At 63.0% G+C, this 17,662-nt stretch carries 13 protein-coding genes, 2 tRNA genes and 1 pseudogene; 9 read left to right on the top strand and 7 right to left on the bottom strand.

All coding sequences use genetic code 11. From position 1 onward, the window contains the following. Positions 1-9: 9 nt before the first annotated feature. Positions 10-330, bottom strand: coding sequence for a helix-turn-helix domain-containing protein (locus HW090_RS05690; protein ID WP_179112567.1), 321 nt, complete (start codon positions 328-330; stop codon positions 10-12). Continuing rightward, positions 327-629 carry a type II toxin-antitoxin system RelE/ParE family toxin gene (locus HW090_RS05685; protein ID WP_218673572.1) on the bottom strand — a complete coding sequence of 101 codons (303 nt, stop codon included), beginning with the start codon at positions 627-629 and terminating at the stop codon, positions 327-329. Before HW090_RS05685 ends, HW090_RS05690 begins: the two co-directional genes overlap by 4 nt. 265 nt (positions 630-894) lie before the next feature. On the opposite strand from HW090_RS05685, the gene rmuC reads away from it, so the two are divergent. Further along, complete coding sequence (gene rmuC / locus HW090_RS05680; protein ID WP_373416384.1) at positions 895-2,268, top strand: DNA recombination protein RmuC; 1,374 nt, start codon at positions 895-897, stop codon at positions 2,266-2,268. Positions 2,269-2,343: 75 nt separating this feature from the next. Here the strand turns inward: rmuC and HW090_RS05675 are convergent, their stop codons facing one another. After that, the gene (locus HW090_RS05675; protein ID WP_179112564.1) at positions 2,344-3,600 is read right to left on the bottom strand and encodes an MgtC/SapB family protein; all 1,257 of its coding nucleotides are present in this window, start codon (positions 3,598-3,600) and stop codon (positions 2,344-2,346) included. A gap of 51 nt (positions 3,601-3,651) precedes the next feature. Continuing rightward, entirely contained in the window at positions 3,652-7,119 is a 3,468-nt protein-coding gene (locus tag HW090_RS05670; protein ID WP_179112563.1) for a PAS domain-containing hybrid sensor histidine kinase/response regulator, read from the bottom strand. Positions 7,120-7,336: 217 nt separating this feature from the next. Here HW090_RS05670 and HW090_RS05665 point away from each other — a divergent pair, with 217 nt between their 5' ends. Then, on the top strand, positions 7,337-7,909 hold the full coding sequence (locus tag HW090_RS05665) for a GNAT family N-acetyltransferase (protein WP_179112562.1): 573 nt from the start codon (positions 7,337-7,339) through the stop codon (positions 7,907-7,909). 174 nt (positions 7,910-8,083) lie between these two features. Continuing rightward, positions 8,084-9,655, top strand: a pseudogene (locus HW090_RS05660) (MFS transporter); the annotation flags it as partial. A 102-nt stretch (positions 9,656-9,757) separates the two neighbouring features. Here HW090_RS05660 and sugE read toward each other — a convergent pair. Together sugE and rdgC are read right to left on the bottom strand one after the other, a co-directional pair. Further along, entirely contained in the window at positions 9,758-10,072 is a 315-nt protein-coding gene (sugE, locus tag HW090_RS05655) for a quaternary ammonium compound efflux SMR transporter SugE (protein WP_179112561.1), read from the bottom strand. 117 nt (positions 10,073-10,189) lie between these two features. Further along, positions 10,190-11,110, bottom strand: a complete 921-nt coding sequence (gene rdgC, locus HW090_RS05650) for a recombination-associated protein RdgC (RefSeq protein WP_179112560.1) — start codon at positions 11,108-11,110, stop codon at positions 10,190-10,192. Positions 11,111-11,313: 203 nt separating this feature from the next. Here rdgC and HW090_RS05645 point away from each other — a divergent pair. From HW090_RS05645 to HW090_RS05635, 3 genes are all read left to right on the top strand, one after another. Continuing rightward, a tRNA-Val gene (locus HW090_RS05645) sits at positions 11,314-11,389 on the top strand. Between the two features lie 12 nt (positions 11,390-11,401). Then, positions 11,402-11,478 (top strand) — tRNA-Asp (locus tag HW090_RS05640). Between the two features lie 200 nt (positions 11,479-11,678). Next, positions 11,679-12,410, top strand: a complete 732-nt coding sequence (locus HW090_RS05635; RefSeq protein ID WP_179112559.1) for an FKBP-type peptidyl-prolyl cis-trans isomerase — start codon at positions 11,679-11,681, stop codon at positions 12,408-12,410. A 68-nt stretch (positions 12,411-12,478) separates the two neighbouring features. Here the strand turns inward: HW090_RS05635 and HW090_RS05630 are convergent, their stop codons facing one another. Then, the gene (locus HW090_RS05630) at positions 12,479-13,441 is read right to left on the bottom strand and encodes a LysR family transcriptional regulator (RefSeq protein ID WP_179112558.1); all 963 of its coding nucleotides are present in this window, start codon (positions 13,439-13,441) and stop codon (positions 12,479-12,481) included. Positions 13,442-13,474: 33 nt separating this feature from the next. Between HW090_RS05630 and HW090_RS05625 the strand changes: the two genes are divergently transcribed. The 3 genes from HW090_RS05625 to HW090_RS05615 all read left to right on the top strand — a co-directional run bounded on the left by HW090_RS05625 (position 13,475) and on the right by HW090_RS05615 (position 16,889). Continuing rightward, the gene (locus tag HW090_RS05625) at positions 13,475-13,624 is read left to right on the top strand and encodes a hypothetical protein (protein WP_179112557.1); all 150 of its coding nucleotides are present in this window, start codon (positions 13,475-13,477) and stop codon (positions 13,622-13,624) included. A gap of 17 nt (positions 13,625-13,641) precedes the next feature. After that, positions 13,642-14,421 (top strand): response regulator, encoded by a 780-nt coding sequence (locus HW090_RS05620; RefSeq protein ID WP_179112556.1) that lies wholly within the window; start codon positions 13,642-13,644, stop codon positions 14,419-14,421. A 164-nt stretch (positions 14,422-14,585) separates the two neighbouring features. Further along, positions 14,586-16,889: a TonB-dependent receptor gene (locus HW090_RS05615; protein WP_256930752.1), complete on the top strand. Its 2,304-nt coding sequence runs from the start codon at positions 14,586-14,588 to the stop codon at positions 16,887-16,889. Positions 16,890-17,662: the final 773 nt, after the last annotated feature.

The raw sequence follows: 17,662 nt of genomic DNA, 5'->3' as shown, positions 1-17,662 counted from the left end.
GCCGGTGGCTCAGGCGAAAATCACTTCCACCCGTCCTTCTTTCCGTGAGCGGGGCGCTGTCTTGATCAGAATTTGCACATCGCGCCCCAGACGGGACAGGCAATCGATCATCTTGGCTTCGCTGATCCCCCTGAATTTCCCGCGTAGCATGTCGGAAACCTTGGGCTGTGGGAGTCCCAGTATTTCTGCCGCCTGTAGCTGGGTCAGGCGCCGCGATTTGATGATTTCGCCGATCTTCGTGGCCAGCCTTGCCTTGACCTGCATTTCACTGGCATTGGTTTGGCCAATATCGGCATAGGGATTGCCACTGCTTTCTTCGATATCCGTCATTTCTCTACTCCATTGGCATGCGTTGCTGCAGCGATCAGTCGTGCCTTGATCAGTTCGATGTCGTGCTGTGGCGTCTCGATTCCTTTGTTCGACTTTTTCTGGAAGCAATGGAGGGCATAGACCACCTTGGCGAATCTGACGGTGTAAACCGCCCGATAGGTATCGCCTGCGAAGTCTTCGACAACCTCCAGAACACCCGCGCCAGAAAACCCTTTAAGGGGTTTCGCTTGAGGGTGCTTGCTGCCTTCCTGAGCCAGATGCAGGGCGTAACCGAATACGTCTTGTACATCCTCGGGCATCTTTCCAAGCTCTTTTCTACTACTGCCTATCCAGTACAGCGTTTTCATCATGGGAGCGCTCCATGTTCCCCGCAGGCGTTGAATTTATATCTATATAGGTATAGAGACAAGGGGCGTGAACCGAAACGCGACTCTCGGCACTTCACTGCAATCGCTATACTGCCGCGCATTCCCACCGGAGTTGCCCATGCCCGTTTTTTCCGAACCCATGCTCGTCTGGTCGCTGGCGGGGCTTGTCCTGTTGCTGGCGGTTGGGCTTCTGTTCATGCAGCAACGGTTGTTGGCGCGTCGTGGCGAACTGCTGCTGGCGCGGGAGCGGCAGGCGCAGGCGGAGTTGGCGCAGCAGGTCGCGCGCGAGGAGTTGGAGAGTAGCCGCCTGGCCCTGGCCGATGGCAACGAGGTGAAGTCCGCGCAACAGGCCGAACTATCGGCACTGCGCCGGGAGAATGGCTGGCTGCAAGGGCAGGCGCAGGAGCAGCGTGAAGCGCTGTCCGACCTGCAGGGCGAGCGGGATGGCTTGCGCGAAGAGTTGCGTTCGCTGAGTGCGCAGTTCGCCGCCCAGGGCAGCGAACTGCGTGAGCAGAAGGCGGCGCACCAGCAACGCCTGGAGGATTTGCAGAATGCCCGTGACGAACTGCGGGCGCAGTTCGCCGAGCTGGCCGGACGTATTTTCGACGAGCGTGAGCAGCGCTTCGCGGACACCAGCAACGAGCGCCTCGGGCAGTTGCTGGAGCCGTTGAAGGAGCGGATACAGTCCTTCGAGAAGCGGGTCGAGGAGAGCTACCAGAGCGAGGCGCGCGAGCGTTTTTCCCTGGCCGGAGAAATCCAGCGCTTGCAGCAACTCAACCAGCGTCTGGGCGACGAGGCGACCAACCTGACTCGCGCACTCAAGGGGCAGAAGACCCAGGGCAACTGGGGTGAACTGGTGCTGGAGCGGGTGCTGGAGCAGGCCGGGCTGATGAAGGACCGCGAGTACCAGACCCAGGTCAGCTTCCGCAGCCCTTCCGGCGAGCGTTTCCAGCCGGACGTGCTGATCAGCCTGCCGGGCGAGCGGCAGGTGGTGGTGGATGCCAAGGTCAGCCTGAATGCCTACCAGGCCTTTATCCAGGCCGAGGACGATACCCAGCGCGCGGCAGCGCTCAAGCAGCATGTGCTGTCGCTGCGCAACCACCTCAAGGGGCTGTCGTTCAAGGATTACCAGCAGCTCGAGGGCCTGCAGAGCCTGGATTTCGTGCTGCTGTTCGTGCCCGTGGAGTCGGCGTTCGCCGCAGCCCTGCAAGCCGAGCCGACACTGGTGCAGGAGGCCTACGCCGGCAATATCGTCATCGTCAGCCCGACCACGCTGCTGGCGACGCTGCGGGTGATCGAGAACCTCTGGCGCCAGGAGCGGCAGAACCAGAATGCCCGCGAGATCGCCGAGAAGGCTGGCGCCCTGTACGACAAGTTCAGCGCCTTTATCCAGGACCTGGACGAAGTCGGTAATCGCTTGCAGCAACTGGACAAGGCCTACCAGGCCGCGCGCGGCAAGCTCGCCGAGGGCCGTGGCAATCTGGTGAACCGGGCCGAGCAACTGCGCCACTTGGGCGCCCGCGCCAGCAAGCGGTTACCGGGTGAGTGGCTGGAGCGAGGCGAATCGTGATCCACCGCTCCATACCGTAGGGTGCGGCTGCGCACCTGTCGCGGAAGTCGGTGCGCGTGGCGCACCCTGCGTTTGTCAGAGCGCCAGCAGCGTCACCGCGCCCGCCGCGAGGCCGGCGACGATCACTGGCAGGGTGCGCAGGGCCAGTGCGCGCCCGCCGATCAGGGCAATCAGTCCGGCCTTCACCAGGCTGTTGCTGAGGGTGGCGAGGAAGATCGCCTGCACCGCGACCTGATGGTCCAGTCCGGCCTGTGCACTGCGCGCCAGGGACAGGGTGATGGCATCGACATCGGCCAGGCCCGACAGCAGTGACACCAGGTAGACACCCGAGTCGCCCATCCAGTGGCGGCCCGCTTCGACCAGGAACAGGATGAACACCAGCAGGGCGGCGAAGCGCAGGGCGGGCACCAGTTCGAAGGGGTTCTTCAGCGGCGGCTCGCCGCCTTCTTCAGGCTCCTTGCCGGCCAGTCGGTAGAAGATCAGCGCCCCGAGGCCATAGACCAGAGTGGTGACCAGCAGCGGCGCCAGCAGAGGGGCCAGCAATGCCCGGTTGACCAGCCCGACCTCCAGCAGCACCCGTGGGAACATCACCGCCGAGGTGGCCAGCAGGCCACAGGCGAGCATGGCATGCAGACTGCGATTGCCACGCAGGCGCGAGAGGGTGACGGTCATCGCGGTGGAGGAGACGATGCTGCCGACCACGGCGGTGAACAGCAGGCCATGGCGGGTGCCGAGCAGCCGGATTGCCACATAGGCGGCGAAGCCGATGCCGGCGATCAGCACCACCAGCCACCAGACGACGTAAGGGTTGAACACGTCCCAGGGGCCGTAGCCCTGGTTGGGCAGGGCCGGCAGCAGCACCAGGGATATGAACAGCAGCTTCAGGGCGCCGATCAGTTCCTCTTCGTTGAGGCGCAGCAGCGCGCTGTGCATGGCGCGCTTGAGGCTCAGCAGCAGGGCCACGGCCACTGCGCCGGCGGCGGCCAGTGCGGGTTGTTCAGCCACCGCCAGGCTGCCGAGCAGGAAGGTGATCAGCAAGGCCACCTCGCTGGTCATGCCCAGCGACTGGCGTTGTATCAGGTCGCCGACATAGGAGGTCAGCACCAGTGCGGCGAAGCCGAGGAAGATCACCGCCCAGGCGACGATGCCGAATTGCTCCGCGAGCAGCATGGCGAAGCCGCCCAGCAGGCCGGTCAGGCCGAAGGTGCGTATGCCCGCAGCCAGGTGACTGTCGTTCTCGTTGCGCTCCTGCCAGCCGCGTTCGGCACCGATCAGCAGGCCGGCGGCCAGGGCACTGGCGAAGTTGATGAGGATTTGCAGGGCCTCGGGCATGGTCGATCCTTGTTGTCTGGCTGTACGCGGCGGCTGATGCCGCCTTTCTGGTTATTTCAGGGGCAGGTGGCGGCTCATCAGGGCGCGCAGGCCGGCCGGCTTGACCGGCTTGGGCAGGAAGTCCAGCCCTGCGGCATGCACCTGTGCGATCAGTTCCCGACGCCCGTCGGCACTGATGACCACGCCCGGTACGGGCTGGCCAATGCAGGTGCGCAGCCAGGCCATCAGGTTCGGCCCGGTGTCGCCGGCGTTCAGGTGGTAGTCCACCAGCACCAGTTGCGGCTGGATGCCCTGCGCCAGCAGTTGCTCGCATTCTTCGCGATTGCGCGCGGTCCAGACCTGGCAACCCCAGCGCGACAGCAGGCTCTGCATGCCGATGAGGATGCTGTCCTCGTTGTCGATGCACAGCACCTGGGCGCCGGTCAGCGGTGTCTGCCGGGCTTCGCTCGGGAGGCGTTGCTGTGTGGCTGGCATGAGCCCTTCGGCGATGGGCACGGTGACGCTGAACACGCTGCCCTTGCCGACCCAGGAATGCACTTCCAGCGGGTGTTCGAGGACGCGGCACAGCCCGTCGGCGATGGCCAGGCCGAGGCCGAGGCCTTTTTCCGCCCGCGTCTGGTGGCTGTCCAGGCGTTTGAATTCCTCGAAGATGACCAGCAGCTTGTCCTCGGGAATGCCCGGGCCACGGTCCCAGACTTCCAGGCGCAGGGTCTTGCCACGACGGCGCACGCCGAGCAGCACCTCGCCGTTGGCATAGCGGAAGGCGTTGGTCAGGAAGTTCTGCAGGACGCGCCGCAGCAGGCGTATGTCGCTGTCCACCCGCAGGTTGCTGCCGCGTACGCGGAAGCTGATGCCCTGCTCCTGGGCCAGCGCAGTGAATTCGGCGCCCAGGGTATTGAACAGGGATGCCAGCGCGAAGGGGTTGCGGTCCGGGGTGATCCGGCGGTTTTCCAGGCGCGAGATGTCCAGCAGGTCGGTGATCAGGTCTTCCGCCGAGCGCAGCGCGCTGTCCATGTGCCGGACCAGTTGCTGGGCTTCGGCAGGCAGTGCTTCCTGTTGGTGGGAAAGGGCCGCCGAGAACAGCCGGGCGGCGTTCAGCGGCTGCATCAGGTCGTGGCTGACCGCCGCCAGGAAACGCGTCTTGGACTGGTTGGCCGCTTCCGCCGTGCTCTTGGCTTCGATCAGTGCCTTGTTCAGTTGCGACAGTTCCTGGGTCCGTTCGCTGACACGCTGCTCCAGCCCCTCGTTGGCATCCTTGAGCGCCTGCTCGGTTTCGCGGAAGGCGGTGATGTCGCTGAAACTCATGACGAAGCCGCCGCCCGGCATGGGGTTGCCGATCAGTTCCACCGCTCGGCCATTGGGGAAGACCCGCTCGGAGGTGTGGGCGCGGCCCTGGCGCATCCAGTACAGGCGCTTGGCGACATGGGTGTCCGGGTCGCCGGGGCCGCACAGGCCGCGTTCGGCGTTGTAGCGGATGACGTCGGAGATCGGCCGGCCGATGTAGATCATGCCTTCGGGGTATTCGAACATTTCCAGGTAGCGGTGATTCCAGGCCACCAGGCGCAGGGACTGGTCGACCACGCTGATGCCCTGGGTGATGTTCTCGATCGCGCCTTGCAGCAGGGCTCGGTTGAACTGCAGCACCTCGGAGGCTTCGCCGACGATGCGCACCACGTCCTCGACCTGCATGTCGCGGCCTTCCAGGGCGGCCTTGACCACGGCGCGGGTCGAGGACGCCCCCAGCACCCCGGCCAGCAGCCGTTCGGTGTGGGCGATCCACTGGCCGTCGGCCTGCTGGCGTGGCGAGAATTCATGGCCATGGCGGCGGGCGAAGCGCTGGAAGCTCTGCTCGGCGCGTTCGGCGCCGACGAAGCGCGAGGCCAGCAGAAGCAGGTCTTCCACTTGCACCGCGAGCAGGCGGCGGTTGCTGTTGGGCGAAGTCAGTTCCTGGCCGATGAAGCGGCTGGCCTGCCAGTGCTCGGCGACGCGGGTCTGGCTGAGGATGGAGACCCAGAAGAACAGGGTGAAGTTACCGGTCAGGGACAGGATGACGCCCAGTGTCAGCGCACTGATCTCGAAGCCCAGCGGGTTGCTGTGCATCCAGACCAGGCCGGGGAACATCTCCAGCGGCCAGCCGAGCAGCGGCAGCACCAGGGTGTAGATCCAGATCAGCCCGCCAGCGGTCAGGCCGGCAAACACGCCACGGCGGTTGGCCTGCTTCCAGTACAGCGCGCCGACCATGGCCGGCGCGAGCTGGGTCAGTGCGGCGAAGGCGATCTGGCCGATGGTCGCCAGGCTGGCGGAGGAGCCGAGCAGGCGGTAGCTGACGTAGGCCAGCAGCAGAATGGCGATGATGCTGACCCGGCGTACCGACAGCATCCAGTGGCGGAAGGCTTCGAAGGGTTGTTCGGCCTCTTTGCGCCGCAGCAGCCAGGGCAGCAGCATGTCGTTGGAGACCATGGTCGACAATGCCACGCTGGCGACAATGACCATGCCGGTGGCCGCCGAGGCGCCGCCGATGAACGCCAGCATGGCCAGCGCCGGGTGCGCCTCGGCCAGCGGCAGGCTGATGACGAAGGTGTCCGGGCTGACGCCAGCGGGCAGCAGCATCTGCCCGGCCAGGGCGATAGGGATGACGAAGATCGCTGCCAGCACCAAGTAGAGTGGGAAGACCCAGCGCGCCAGGCGGAAGTCGCGCGGGTCGATGTTTTCTACCACCGCCACGTGGAACTGCCGGGGCAGGCAGACGATGGCCATCATCGCCACGGTGGTCTGTACCAGCATCGATGGCCAATTGACGGTCGACACCCAGTATTCGCTCAGCGCCGGGTTGGCGTAGGCCTGGTTGAACAGATCGCCGAAACCGTTGAACAGGCCAAAGGTGATGAAGGCGCCGACGGCAAGGAATGCCAGCAGCTTGACCAGCGACTCGAAGGCGATGGCCAGCACCATGCCTCGGTGGTGTTCGGTGACGTCCAGGTTGCGCGTGCCGAACAGGATGGTGAACAGCGCCAGGGCGATGGAGACGATCAGCGCGGTGTCGCTGGCGCCGTCCGGCATGGTGTCTGAGTTGTTGCCGATCAGCAGGTTGACGCCGAGCACGATGCCTTTGAGTTGCAGCGCGATGTAGGGCAACACGCCGACCAGGCAGATCAGTGTCACCACCACCGCGAGGGTCTGCGACTTGCCGTAGCGGGCGGCGATGAAGTCGGCGATCGAAGTGATGTTCTCCTGCTTGCTGATCAGGATCATCTTCTGGATCACCTGGGGTGCGAACAGCAGCAGCAGGATCGGTCCGAGGTAGATCGGCAGGAATGACCAGAGCTGCTCGGCGGCCTGGCCGACCGCGCCGAAGAAGGTCCAACTGGTGCAGTACACCGCGAGCGAGAGGCTGTAGATCCAGGCACGGATGCGTGGCGGCATGGGGGCCTGGTTGCGGTCGCCATAGAAGGCGATGGCGAACAGAATGGCCATGTAGATGAGGGCGACCAGAGCGATCAACCCACCGGACAGCGTCATGCGGACTCCAGGTGAATAGCCCCGACACCCGCTGGGGCGGTGGCTTGCAGTGTATGATCAGGGGGCGAGTTTCGCAGCAAACCCGACGCAAATGTGACGGTTGCGACCATGGTCGCATGGGCGCTTTCCAGGCCACCTGCGAGCCTCTGGGACGGCGCTCCGGGGCATTCTGTCACTTTTTTCGAAAGCGCCGCCGTTCATGGATCAGGAGATCAGGATGTTCATGCCCAGCCCGCTCGTCCTGCAGCGTGGTGCGTTACGCCTCGACCCGATGGTCGAAGCGGATATTCCCGTATTGGTCGCCCTGGCTGACCTCAATCGCGAGGCCCTGGCCTTTCTCGACGGTCCCTTGCGGCCCGACTGGTACCGCCAGGCCCTGGCCGCCCAGCGTGAGGGCCTGGCAGTGGTGTTCACCATTCGCCTGGCCGAACGGGTCATCGGTACGACACGCTTCGCCGACTTTATCCCCGTCCTGCCCGCCGCCGAGCTGGGTTGGACCTGGATCGACCAGGCAGAGCATGGCACGGGCCTGAATGCCTCGATCAAGTACCTGCTGCTGCGCCATGCCTTCGAACAGTGGAAGCTGGTACGCCTGCAATTGAAGACCGCCGCCAGCAACCTGCGCTCGCAGAAGGCGCTGGAGAAACTGGGCGCGGTGCATGAAGGGCGTTTGCGCAACCACCGGCGACTGGCCGACGGTCGTCTCGACGACACGATGCTCTACAGCATCACCGACCGTGAATGGCCGGAATTGCGTCGGCAACTGGAGGCGGGCAAGGCCTCGGCCTGAGGCCTGATCCATGGGGCGCATCGATTGTCGGATTCTTGTAGGGTGCGCCATGCGCACCTGAATAAGTGCCGTTGCTATCCTGGGTGCGCGCGGCGCACCCTACGCGCCACCGACATTTCAGGGGTGTCGTGACCCTGTATTGTCCTCTGGCCCTTCGTTCGTACAAGGAATCCCATGCGTCCTGCCTCGTCGTTCGCCCTGCTCGGCAAGAAACGCTTCCTGCCATTGTTCGTGACCCAGTTGCTGGGTGCCTTCAACGATAACCTGTTCAAACAGGCACTGGTGCTGGCGATCCTCTATCGCATCGGCTCGGCGGTGGATGCCAATGTGCTGGTCAATCTCAGCGCCCTGTTGTTCATCCTGCCGTTCTTCCTGTTCTCGGCGTTGGGCGGGCAGTTCGGTGAGCGTTTCGAGAAATCCCGGCTGATTAGTGCATTGAAGCTCTGGGAGGTGGCGATCATGGCGATCGGTGCCGTGGCGATGTGGTTCGGGCATCTGCCGATCCTGTTGCTGGTGCTGTTCTGCATGGGCACCCAGTCGGCGCTGTTCGGGCCGGTGAAGTATTCGATCCTGCCGCAGGTGCTGGGCGAGCGGGAGTTGATGGGCGGCAACGGCCTGGTGGAAATGGGCACGTTCCTGGCCATCCTGGGCGGTACGCTGGTGGCCGGGTTGCTGATGTCCAGCGAGAGCTATGCGCTGCTGGTGGCATGCTCGGTGCTGGCGGTGGCCCTGGCCGGTTATTTCTCCAGCCGGCAGATTCCCGTGGCGCCCGCACCGCTGCCGGAGCTGCAACTGGACTGGCATATCCTGCGCCAGACCCGGCAAATCCTGCGCCTGGGTTTCAGCCAGCATCGCTCGGTGTCGCGGGCGATGATCGGCAACTCCTGGTTCTGGTTCCTCGGGGCGACCTACCTGACGCAGATCCCGGCCTTTGCCAAGACGGTGCTCAACGGCGACGAAACGGCCGTGACGCTGATCCTCACGGTGTTCTCGGTCGGCATTGCGCTGGGCTCGATGCTCTGTGCCCGGCTGTCGGCGCGCAAGGTGGAGATGGGATTGGTACCGCTGGGCGTGCTGGGACTGAGCCTGTTTGGCGGTCTGCTCTGGTGGCATGCCAGTGCCTTCAGCGCGGCCTCCGAGGTGTTGGGCGCCTGGGCGGTGCTGGCCGAGCCCGGTGCGCTCTGGATCCTGCTGGATATTCTCGGCCTGGGGCTGTTCGGCGGTATCTACATCGTGCCGCTGTATGCACTGATCCAGTCACGCAGCCCTGAGTACCAGCGCGCGCGGGTAGTGGCGGCGAACAATATTCTCAATGCGCTGTTCATGGTGTGCTCGGCGATCCTGGCGATCCTGCTGCTGGCGGTGGTCGGGTTGTCCATTGCGCAACTGTTCCTGGTGGTGTCGTTGCTCAACCTGCTGCTGGCGTTCTACCTGTTTCGCGCGGTGCCGGAGTTCCTCCTGCGCTTTGGCGCCTGGCTGCTCGGACGGGCACGGCATCAGGTGTCGGAAGAGGGCGCCGGGCACGTTCCAGAGCAGGGCGCTGCGCTGCTGCTGGCGCAGGATGGGCGCTGGTTCGATGTGCTGCTGATTGGCGGCACGTTGCGGCGCCCCGTGCATTTCTTCATGCCGGATGGCGGTGTGCGTGGTGCCTGGCTGCTGCGCTTGTGCGGGGTCACGCGGCTGGAGGGAGAAGACGTCCTGTCGGCACCGCTGGCCCGGCTGGCGGCGGGGGAGCTGGTCTGTGTTCTCGGTGCGGATGCCCTGCTCGATCCGGCCCGCCTGCAACGCCATTCGCTGTTGCGGCTGGAGCTGCGCCAGGCCGGGCCACGTTCATGGCTGATGGCGCTGTCAGTGACTGAGCTTCAAACCGATCAGGCCACAGAGAATCAGCGCGACGCTGAGCAAGCGGACCAACGCCATGGACTCACCGAACAGGATGATGCCGGCGATGACCGTGCCGATGGCGCCAATGCCGGTCCAGATGGCGTAGGCCGTCCCCAGCGGTAGGTCTTTCATGGCCAGGCCGAGCAGGGCCAGGCTGATGGCCATCGCCAGCACGGTCAGCAGGGTCGGTAGCGGTCGGGAAAAACCGTCGGTGTATTTCAGCCCGACGGCCCAGCCAACCTCGAACAGGCCGGCGAAGAAGAGAATGATCCAGGACATGGGTGGCTCCGGAAACGGTTGGACGATGGGGCCGTCCCCGGATGGAAAGCGCACTGGATAGCGCGGCGGGGTCGTCCCCACTGGCCGGCATGATAGCCGGCCCGGGGACGGAAGGCATTAGATGCCCTGCGGGATTTCCTCGCCGCCCAGCGCTTCGAACAGCGACGGCAGGAACTGCACGAGTGTCAGCATCATCAGGGTGAAGCTGGCATCCAGTTGGCTCAGGGCGTCCTCGCCGCCATCCTGTTCGGCTTGCTCCTGCAGCAGGTCTTCGAAGCGCAGGCGCTTGATCACCAGTTTGTCGTCGAGGATGAAGGACAGTTTGTCCTGCCAGGCCAGGGACAGTTGCGTCACCTGCTTGCCGGCATCCAGATGCTGCTGGATTTCGTCGCTGGTCAGGTCCTGGCGCTTGCAGCGCACCACGCCACCGTCTTCGTGGGTGTCGCGCAGCTCGCATTCATCCAGTACATAGAAGTCGGTGGCGGCCTCCTGGGTCTTGACCCATTGGGTGAGGGTGGCGCTGGGGGCGATCTTCACGCTCAACGGACGCACCGGCAGCGAGCCGATGGCCTCGCGCAAGGTGGACAGCAGGTCCTCGGCCTTCTTGGCGCTGGAGGCGTCGACCAGGATCAGGCCCTGTTCCGGCGCGATGGCGGCAAAGGTGCCGGACTTGCGGATGAAGGCGCGTGGCAGGAAGGTCTGCACGATATCGTCCTTCAGTTGGTCGCGCTCCTTCTTGTAGACCTTGCGCATCTGCTCGGCCTCGATCTCGTCGACCTTTTCCTTCAAGGCATCACGCACCACGCTGCCGGGCAGGATGCGTTCTTCCTTGCGCGTCGACACCAGCAGGAAGCCGTTGCTGAGGTGCACCAACGGCGCATCGGCGCCCTTGCCGAAGGGCGCGACGAAACCGTAGGTGCTCAGTTCCTGGCTGGCGCAGGGGCGGGCGGGTTTGCTGGCCAATGCGGTCTCAAGTGTCTCTGCGTCGAGGGGGATATCCTGCGTGAGACGATAAACGAGCAAATTGCGAAACCACATGGGATCTGGAACTCCGGTAAAGACGAAGCCGCCATTATTCCCCCGTGGGAGTGTCAGGCCAACCCCGCCCGATGAAGAGTGGAGAATCGCCTGGGCTGAATGCCAGGGTTTCTAAGTCTTTGGATCGTTTGGAAATTTTTTTTGAAAAAGAGCTTGCCAAGGTCCAAATGGCTCTCTAGAATGCGCCCCACTTCGAAGGCAAAGGGTGATTAGCTCAGCCGGGAGAGCATCTGCCTTACAAGCAGAGGGTCGGCGGTTCGATCCCGTCATCACCCACCATCGAGGTAACGCGCAGCGGTAGTTCAGTCGGTTAGAATACCGGCCTGTCACGCCGGGGGTCGCGGGTTCGAGTCCCGTCCGCTGCGCCATATAGCTTCAAGAGGTCACTGAACGCCTCTTGAATACGACGAAAGCGGCCATTGGCCGCTTTTTTCGTTTCTGCGTTTCGACATTATCCCTTCGTATCGATACATGCCTACTCCGGGGCAGGTAGCAGCCTTCATTCATGCCTGCTAAGCTCGACCGCTCGTTTTTGCTTCACTCCCATACAGCGTAAAAAGGAAACAGCATGAGACATCAGCGTTTGGCGCCTGCGATCGCCCTGGTTGGCCTGGTCCTGGCGGGCTGTGACTCGGAAACCAGCGTCAAGCTGGACACTCCGGCACAAAAAGCGTCCTACGGCATCGGTCTGAACATGGGCAAGAGCCTGGTGCAGGAAGGCATGGATGATCTCGACTCCAAGGCTGTGGCGCTGGGTATCGAAGATGCCGTGAGCAAGCAGGAGCAGAAAGTCAGCGATGAAGATCTGATGACTGCCTTCACCGCCCTGCAGGAGCGCGCCGAGGAGCGTCTCAACAAGCTGAACGAAGAAGCGCTGGCTTCCGGCAAGAAATTCCTTGAAGACAACGCCAAGCGTGACGGCGTCAAGGTGACCGAGTCCGGCCTGCAATATGAAGTGGTCAAGCAGGCCGAAGGTGCGCAGCCGAAAGCCGACGATATCGTGACCGTGCACTATGAAGGCAGTCTGGCCGATGGCACCGTGTTCGACAGCTCGATCAAGCGTGGTGAGCCGATCGACCTGCCGGTGGGCGGCGTTATCCCGGGTTGGGTCGAAGGCCTGCAACTGATGCATGTCGGCGAGAAGTTCAAGCTCTACATCCCCAGCGAGCTGGCTTATGGCGAGCAGAGCCCGAGCCCGTTGATTCCTGCCAACTCGGTGCTGGTGTTCGACCTGGAACTGCTGGGCATCAAGGATCAGCCGAAGGCTGATGCAGAACCGGCTGCACCCGTTGCGAAGTGATCGGTACGCTGATGTGAAGGTGTGCTGAATGAGCGGCGTCTCGAGAGAATCGAGGCGCCGTTTTGCGTTTAGAGGGGGTCGATGCCGATGTTCTGGCTGTCCAGCAGATTAGTGCGGATGTGCTGGATCAGGTAGCGGGCGGCTTGTGTGATGCCGCGCGCGGCGGGCGTCAGGGCGTAGAGTGTCAGTGGTTGCGGCTGTTCCTGGGGGCAGGCCAGTGCCAGGGTGCCGGCTTCGAGGTCTGCCTGGCAGCAGCACAGGGGCAGTCGTGCGAGGCCAAGGCCGGCTTTGGCGGCCTTGCGCAGCAGGTGCAGGTTCTGGGTGGTGAAGGCGGGTTCCTGCAGGCGACGCTCTTTGCTCTGCTGTCCCCAGGGGCGCTGGTTGCCATGCAGGGCGAGCAGTGCCTTGCCGGGTACGGCCTCCAGTGTCTTGGGGTGTTGCAGGCTTTCGAGCAGCGAGGGTGTGCCGACGATCACGGTGGTCAGGCTCGCCAGCTTGCGGGCAACGATGTCGCTGCTGTTTTCTGGTGCGTCCTCCAGGCTGAGCGAGAGGTCCAGGCGCTGCGAGGCCAGCTCGACCTGGGCATCCTGTGGCAGCAGGGAAAAGCTGACGCGAGGGTAGAGCAATTGGTAGCTGTGCAGTTGTTGCAGGAGCCAGTCGCTCAGTACGTCGGGCGCCGACAGGCGCAGCAGGCCGCTGGGGGAGCCGTTGGCCTGCTGGGCGCAGGTCTCGACAGCTTCCGCTGCTGCGAGCATTTCCAGGGCGTGGCGGTAGACCTGCTCACCCAGGCTGGTCATGCTGAAGGACCGTGTATTGCGGTTGAGCAACTGCAACTCAAGACGTTTTTCAAGCTGTATGATGCGTCGGCTCAGGCTGGATTTGGCGATGCCGGTCTGTTCGGCGGCGGCGGAAAAGCTGCCGGCTTCGACGACGCGGATGAACCAGTACAGCTCGCCCAGCAGGTTGGCCTGTGTCGTGGCCTGTGTTTGCTGCCTCTGGGATACGGCGTTGTCGTGATCTGGACTGTTCATTGTGCTTTCACTGTTCTGAGTCGGATCCATCTTATGCGCCGTTTCGTCGTGTGCCTTTTGAGCGAGCGGATGACAGCTTTGCCAAAAGGGATTTTCGGGGAATTCAAGCGGGATTTCGCAGGCTTTGACCCTGATGGCTTGGATTCGCTCGATGGCGTTGTGCCATTTCTGCCGCTTGGCTAATGGGGATCATCCATAACATGCATGGTAGCCACAGTTTTCTCTCCGCTTCTCCGCATATCCTGGTGATCGATGATTCGCCTGAGGATATCCGTTCGTTGCTGTTGTTGCTGCGTCAGCAGTCGTGGCGCCTGTCCGTCGCCAGTGACGCGCGGCAGGGTTACCAGCGTGCACAGGCCCTGCGCCCGGACCTGATCCTGCTCGATGTGCGCATGCCGGGCATGGATGGTTTCACCCTCTGCCGCTTGTTGCGTGAGGCGCCAGTCACCCAGTTGCTGCCGATCATCTTCCTGACGTCCTCGGGGGCGCTGGATGAGCGTCTGGAGGGGCTGACCCTGGGGGGCGTGGACTACGTGCTCAAGTCCTGTGCGCCCGAGGAAGTCCTGGCGCGGATACGCATACACCTGCAGCTTGCACAGCGCGGCAATGCTGCGCTGGTGCCGGCGCAGGCCGAGTCCGTATCCACGGACCAAGTGGTCCTGCGGGCGGCCATGCGGTTGATTGGGCAGAGCCTCGATAGCATGCCGTCGCTGGCCGAGATCGCCCGCAAGGTGGGGACGCATGACAAGCGCCTGTCGGCCATCTTTCGCGAACAGCTGGGTATGACGGTGTTTGCCTATGTCCGCGAGGAGCGCTTGCGCCGTGGACAGGAGTTGCTGGCCGATAGCGAGATGAGTGTGCAGGACATTTCCGAGCTGATCGGTTTTCGTAGCGCCTGCAATTTTTCCACGGCCTTTCGGGAGCGTCTTGGCGTGACCCCCAGCCAGTTCCGTGGCCAGTTGCAAGGCATGGAGCAGTGATTCTTGCACGCCTGTGGTGGCCACCGGCGTGTCTGTTTTTCTACAACTATAAGAATGTTCCCGGTATGACTCGTCGCCGGAAGCTGCCGAGTGCCGGTCGTGGATTTTCGGCCTGAGATAACCCTGGGGAGGGCTGGATTGTGCGCGGAAGAATGGTGCCCTGTGTGCTGGCCTGTCTGGTTGCCGTCGAAGGGTGGGGGCAGGAGGCCACGCTGTCTCTGGAGCCGGTCAATGTTTCTGCCCGTCACCGGGCGGAAGCGAGTGAGGACGTGCCCGTATCGATGACGGTGCTCGATGGCGAGCAGCTCGAGCAGGCAGGGCTGTATGGGCTGCGGGAGATCCAGCAGAAGGCGCCGGGTCTGGTCGTTTCCGGCCATGGTCCGCGTCATGCTGGTTATGGGCTGCGCGGGTTCGGTGCCACGGCGTTTAACGACGGGCTGGACAGCAGCGTCGGGATATTCGTCGACGGGGTCTACCTGGGGCGCCAGGGGATGGCCTTCTCCGACCTCCTCGATGTCGAGCGCATCGAGGTGCTCCGTGGGCCGCAGGGCACCCTGTTCGGCAAGAACTCCAGCGCCGGAGCCCTCAATATCACGACGCGCCAACCGACCTTCCATGACGAGGTGGAGGCCGAGGCCAGCTTCGGTTCGTACGGCGAGCGGCGCTACCGGGCGACCCTGTCGGGCGCCTTGTTCGACGACGTGCTGGCGGGGCGTTTCAGTTTCGTCGACAGGACGCGTGACGGTACGGTCGATAACCGCAATAACGGCAGTTCGATCAACACCATCGACAGCCAGGCCATGCGCGGGCAATTGCTATGGACTCCCAACGAGTACCTGAGCGCCCGGCTGATCGCCGAAGTGGGGCGTGATGACAGTGTCAGTGCTGTGCTGGCCAGTCACTACAGTGAGCAGAGCGATGCCCGTGCTGTCGCCATGGGCTATCAAATGCCAACCGCGGCACCTTTTGAGCGTAACGCCTGGGACAACCAGCCACTCAAGGCCAGGAGCGACCAGAATGCTCTCTCTCTGCAACTGGATTGGCAGATTGCGGATTACCTCGGGCTGACCAGTATCACGGCTTACCGGGACTGGGCCTTGCGCGATGCCCGTGATGCCGATGGCATGGACTTGTCGATCGCCTATCTGGACACGGCTCTGGATCAGCGCCAGTTCAGCCAGGAACTGCGCTTGTCCGGGGCGCTCGGGAGCAATCTGGACTATGTCGCCGGCCTTTATTACCTGCAGCAGACACTCGAGCGTGAGCATGTCGTCGAGTTCGGGGAGGATGCCGGTGCCTGGTTCGTTGCCGATCAACTGGACGAACTGCGTAATCAACTGGGCTTGAACCTGACCCATCCCAGGCAGATTCCTTCGTTCCTGCTCGGTGGCACTCGGCAGACCCTGTCGGGTGAGCAGAAAAGCGACAGCCGAGCAGTGTTCAGTCATGTCACCTGGCGTCCACGGGAGCGTCTGGAGTTGACTGCGGGCTTGCGCTACACCTATGAGCGCAAGCGGGGCTGGGTGGCGCGGGAGGCTTCGGGCGAGGTGCCCTTGAGTAGTTTGCCGCCGACTTTGCAGGCAGGCGGCGAGCTGCTGCGACAGTTAGCACTGGGAGATTATTACTACCGGCGCGATAGCGTAGGGGAGGGCGATATCTCTTCCTTGCTCGGTGCCAGCTACCGCTTCAACGATCAGGTGCTGGGTTATGCCAACTGGTCGCGCGGGCACAAGGCTGGAGGGATCAATTTCGATGTCGTCGGGCCTCAGACCCGTGCGACTTTCGATGCCGAGCAGGCCACGTCGGTTGAGGTTGGGCTCAAGACGCGCTTCTGGCAGCAGCGGGCCAGCCTGGACCTGGCGCTCTACCAGACCGATGTGGACGATTACCAGGCGCTGACCCTGAGCCAGCCCGAGCATGTCTGGCAACCGCCGCTGCGCAACAACCTGCTGAACGTCGGCAAGGCCCGTTTGCGTGGTGTGGAGCTGGACTCCCAGTGGAGGTTGCATTCACGCCTGGACATGCGCCTGGGGGTGGCCTGGAGCGATGCGCGTTATCGCAGCTTCGACAATGCCCCTTGCGGGCCGGGGACGGCGCCGTCGCTGTGCGATTACTCAGGCAAGCGCCTCTACAACGCGCCGGAATGGAATGCCACGGCCGGCCTGGACTACCGTCACCCCCTCGGGCTCGGGCTGGAGGGATTCGCCGGTCTGGATCAGAGCCTGCGCAGTGGTTATTACGGCACGCTCGAGGGCGGCAAGGGCAGTTGGCAGCCCGGTTATGGCCTGACCAATCTGCGCATGGGGCTCCGCGCTTCCGATCATGGCTGGGAGGTCGAGTTCTGGGTGCGCAACCTGTTCGACAGGGACTACGTCACGGCGGTGTATGCCACGCTCGGGCTCGGTGACTATGCCGTCACGCCGGGTGATCCGCGGACGTTGGGCATGACGATGCGTGTTCGCCTGTAGAGGTGGTCTTGTCCCTTGTGGCAAAGCCCAATGGCGTGCCGAAAGGTACGTATTGAGGGGCTTCCCGGCTTTTTGTGGAGGGAGCCTTGCTTTGCCTGAGCGTATGAGCGGCCTTCTTTTGGCTAACGCAGGGTTCGAAAATCAAGCCTTATGATGTGCCGCGCCTCTCCCTATATTGTCTGGCGACAGGCCCTCTTTTCGCGAGCGCGGAGGTGGCGATGTCCTGTAGGACCCCTCTTGGGAGGGACTGGTTCCAAGCGTGTGGATGAGCGGATGGTGCTGCCGTCTTGCGCACGCCAGGTTTGGGTGACCTTTGGGTAAGTATGTGAGTGGGTTTTGTTCTCAATTTTTATCGGTTGAGAGACCCCATCCTTATTTGCCTTTATTCATCGGATGTCGAAAGTCTTATGTTCGCACTGTATGTATCCGGCTCTGGATATTTGTCCGGAATATGACGTGACATATGTAGACTTTAGTTTGATCAGGCTGACTTGCGAGCACCTGTAGTGGTGCGAATAAAAGACAGGAAAACATTGACTGCTTTGTCAATGGACAATCCGAAAGTACTTTCTTATGATCGCGCCCCTCAATAAGCACGATCAACTGCCGATAACTTGGCTTATGCCTTGACGCAACTTGGAGACTTTTATGTATGTTGACAATCGAGACTATGAAAAATATAATGCACCGCTCACCGCTCACCGCTCACCGCTCACCGCTCACCGCTCACCGCTCACCGCTCACCGCTCACCGCTCCTAAGCTCTGGGCGACC

It is taken from the genome of Pseudomonas sp. ABC1 (assembly GCF_013395055.1).
Taxonomy (GTDB): Bacteria; Pseudomonadota; Gammaproteobacteria; order Pseudomonadales; family Pseudomonadaceae; genus Stutzerimonas.
The sequence above is the reverse complement of the archived record's forward strand: the minus strand, read 5'-3'. Positions and strand labels throughout refer to the sequence as shown.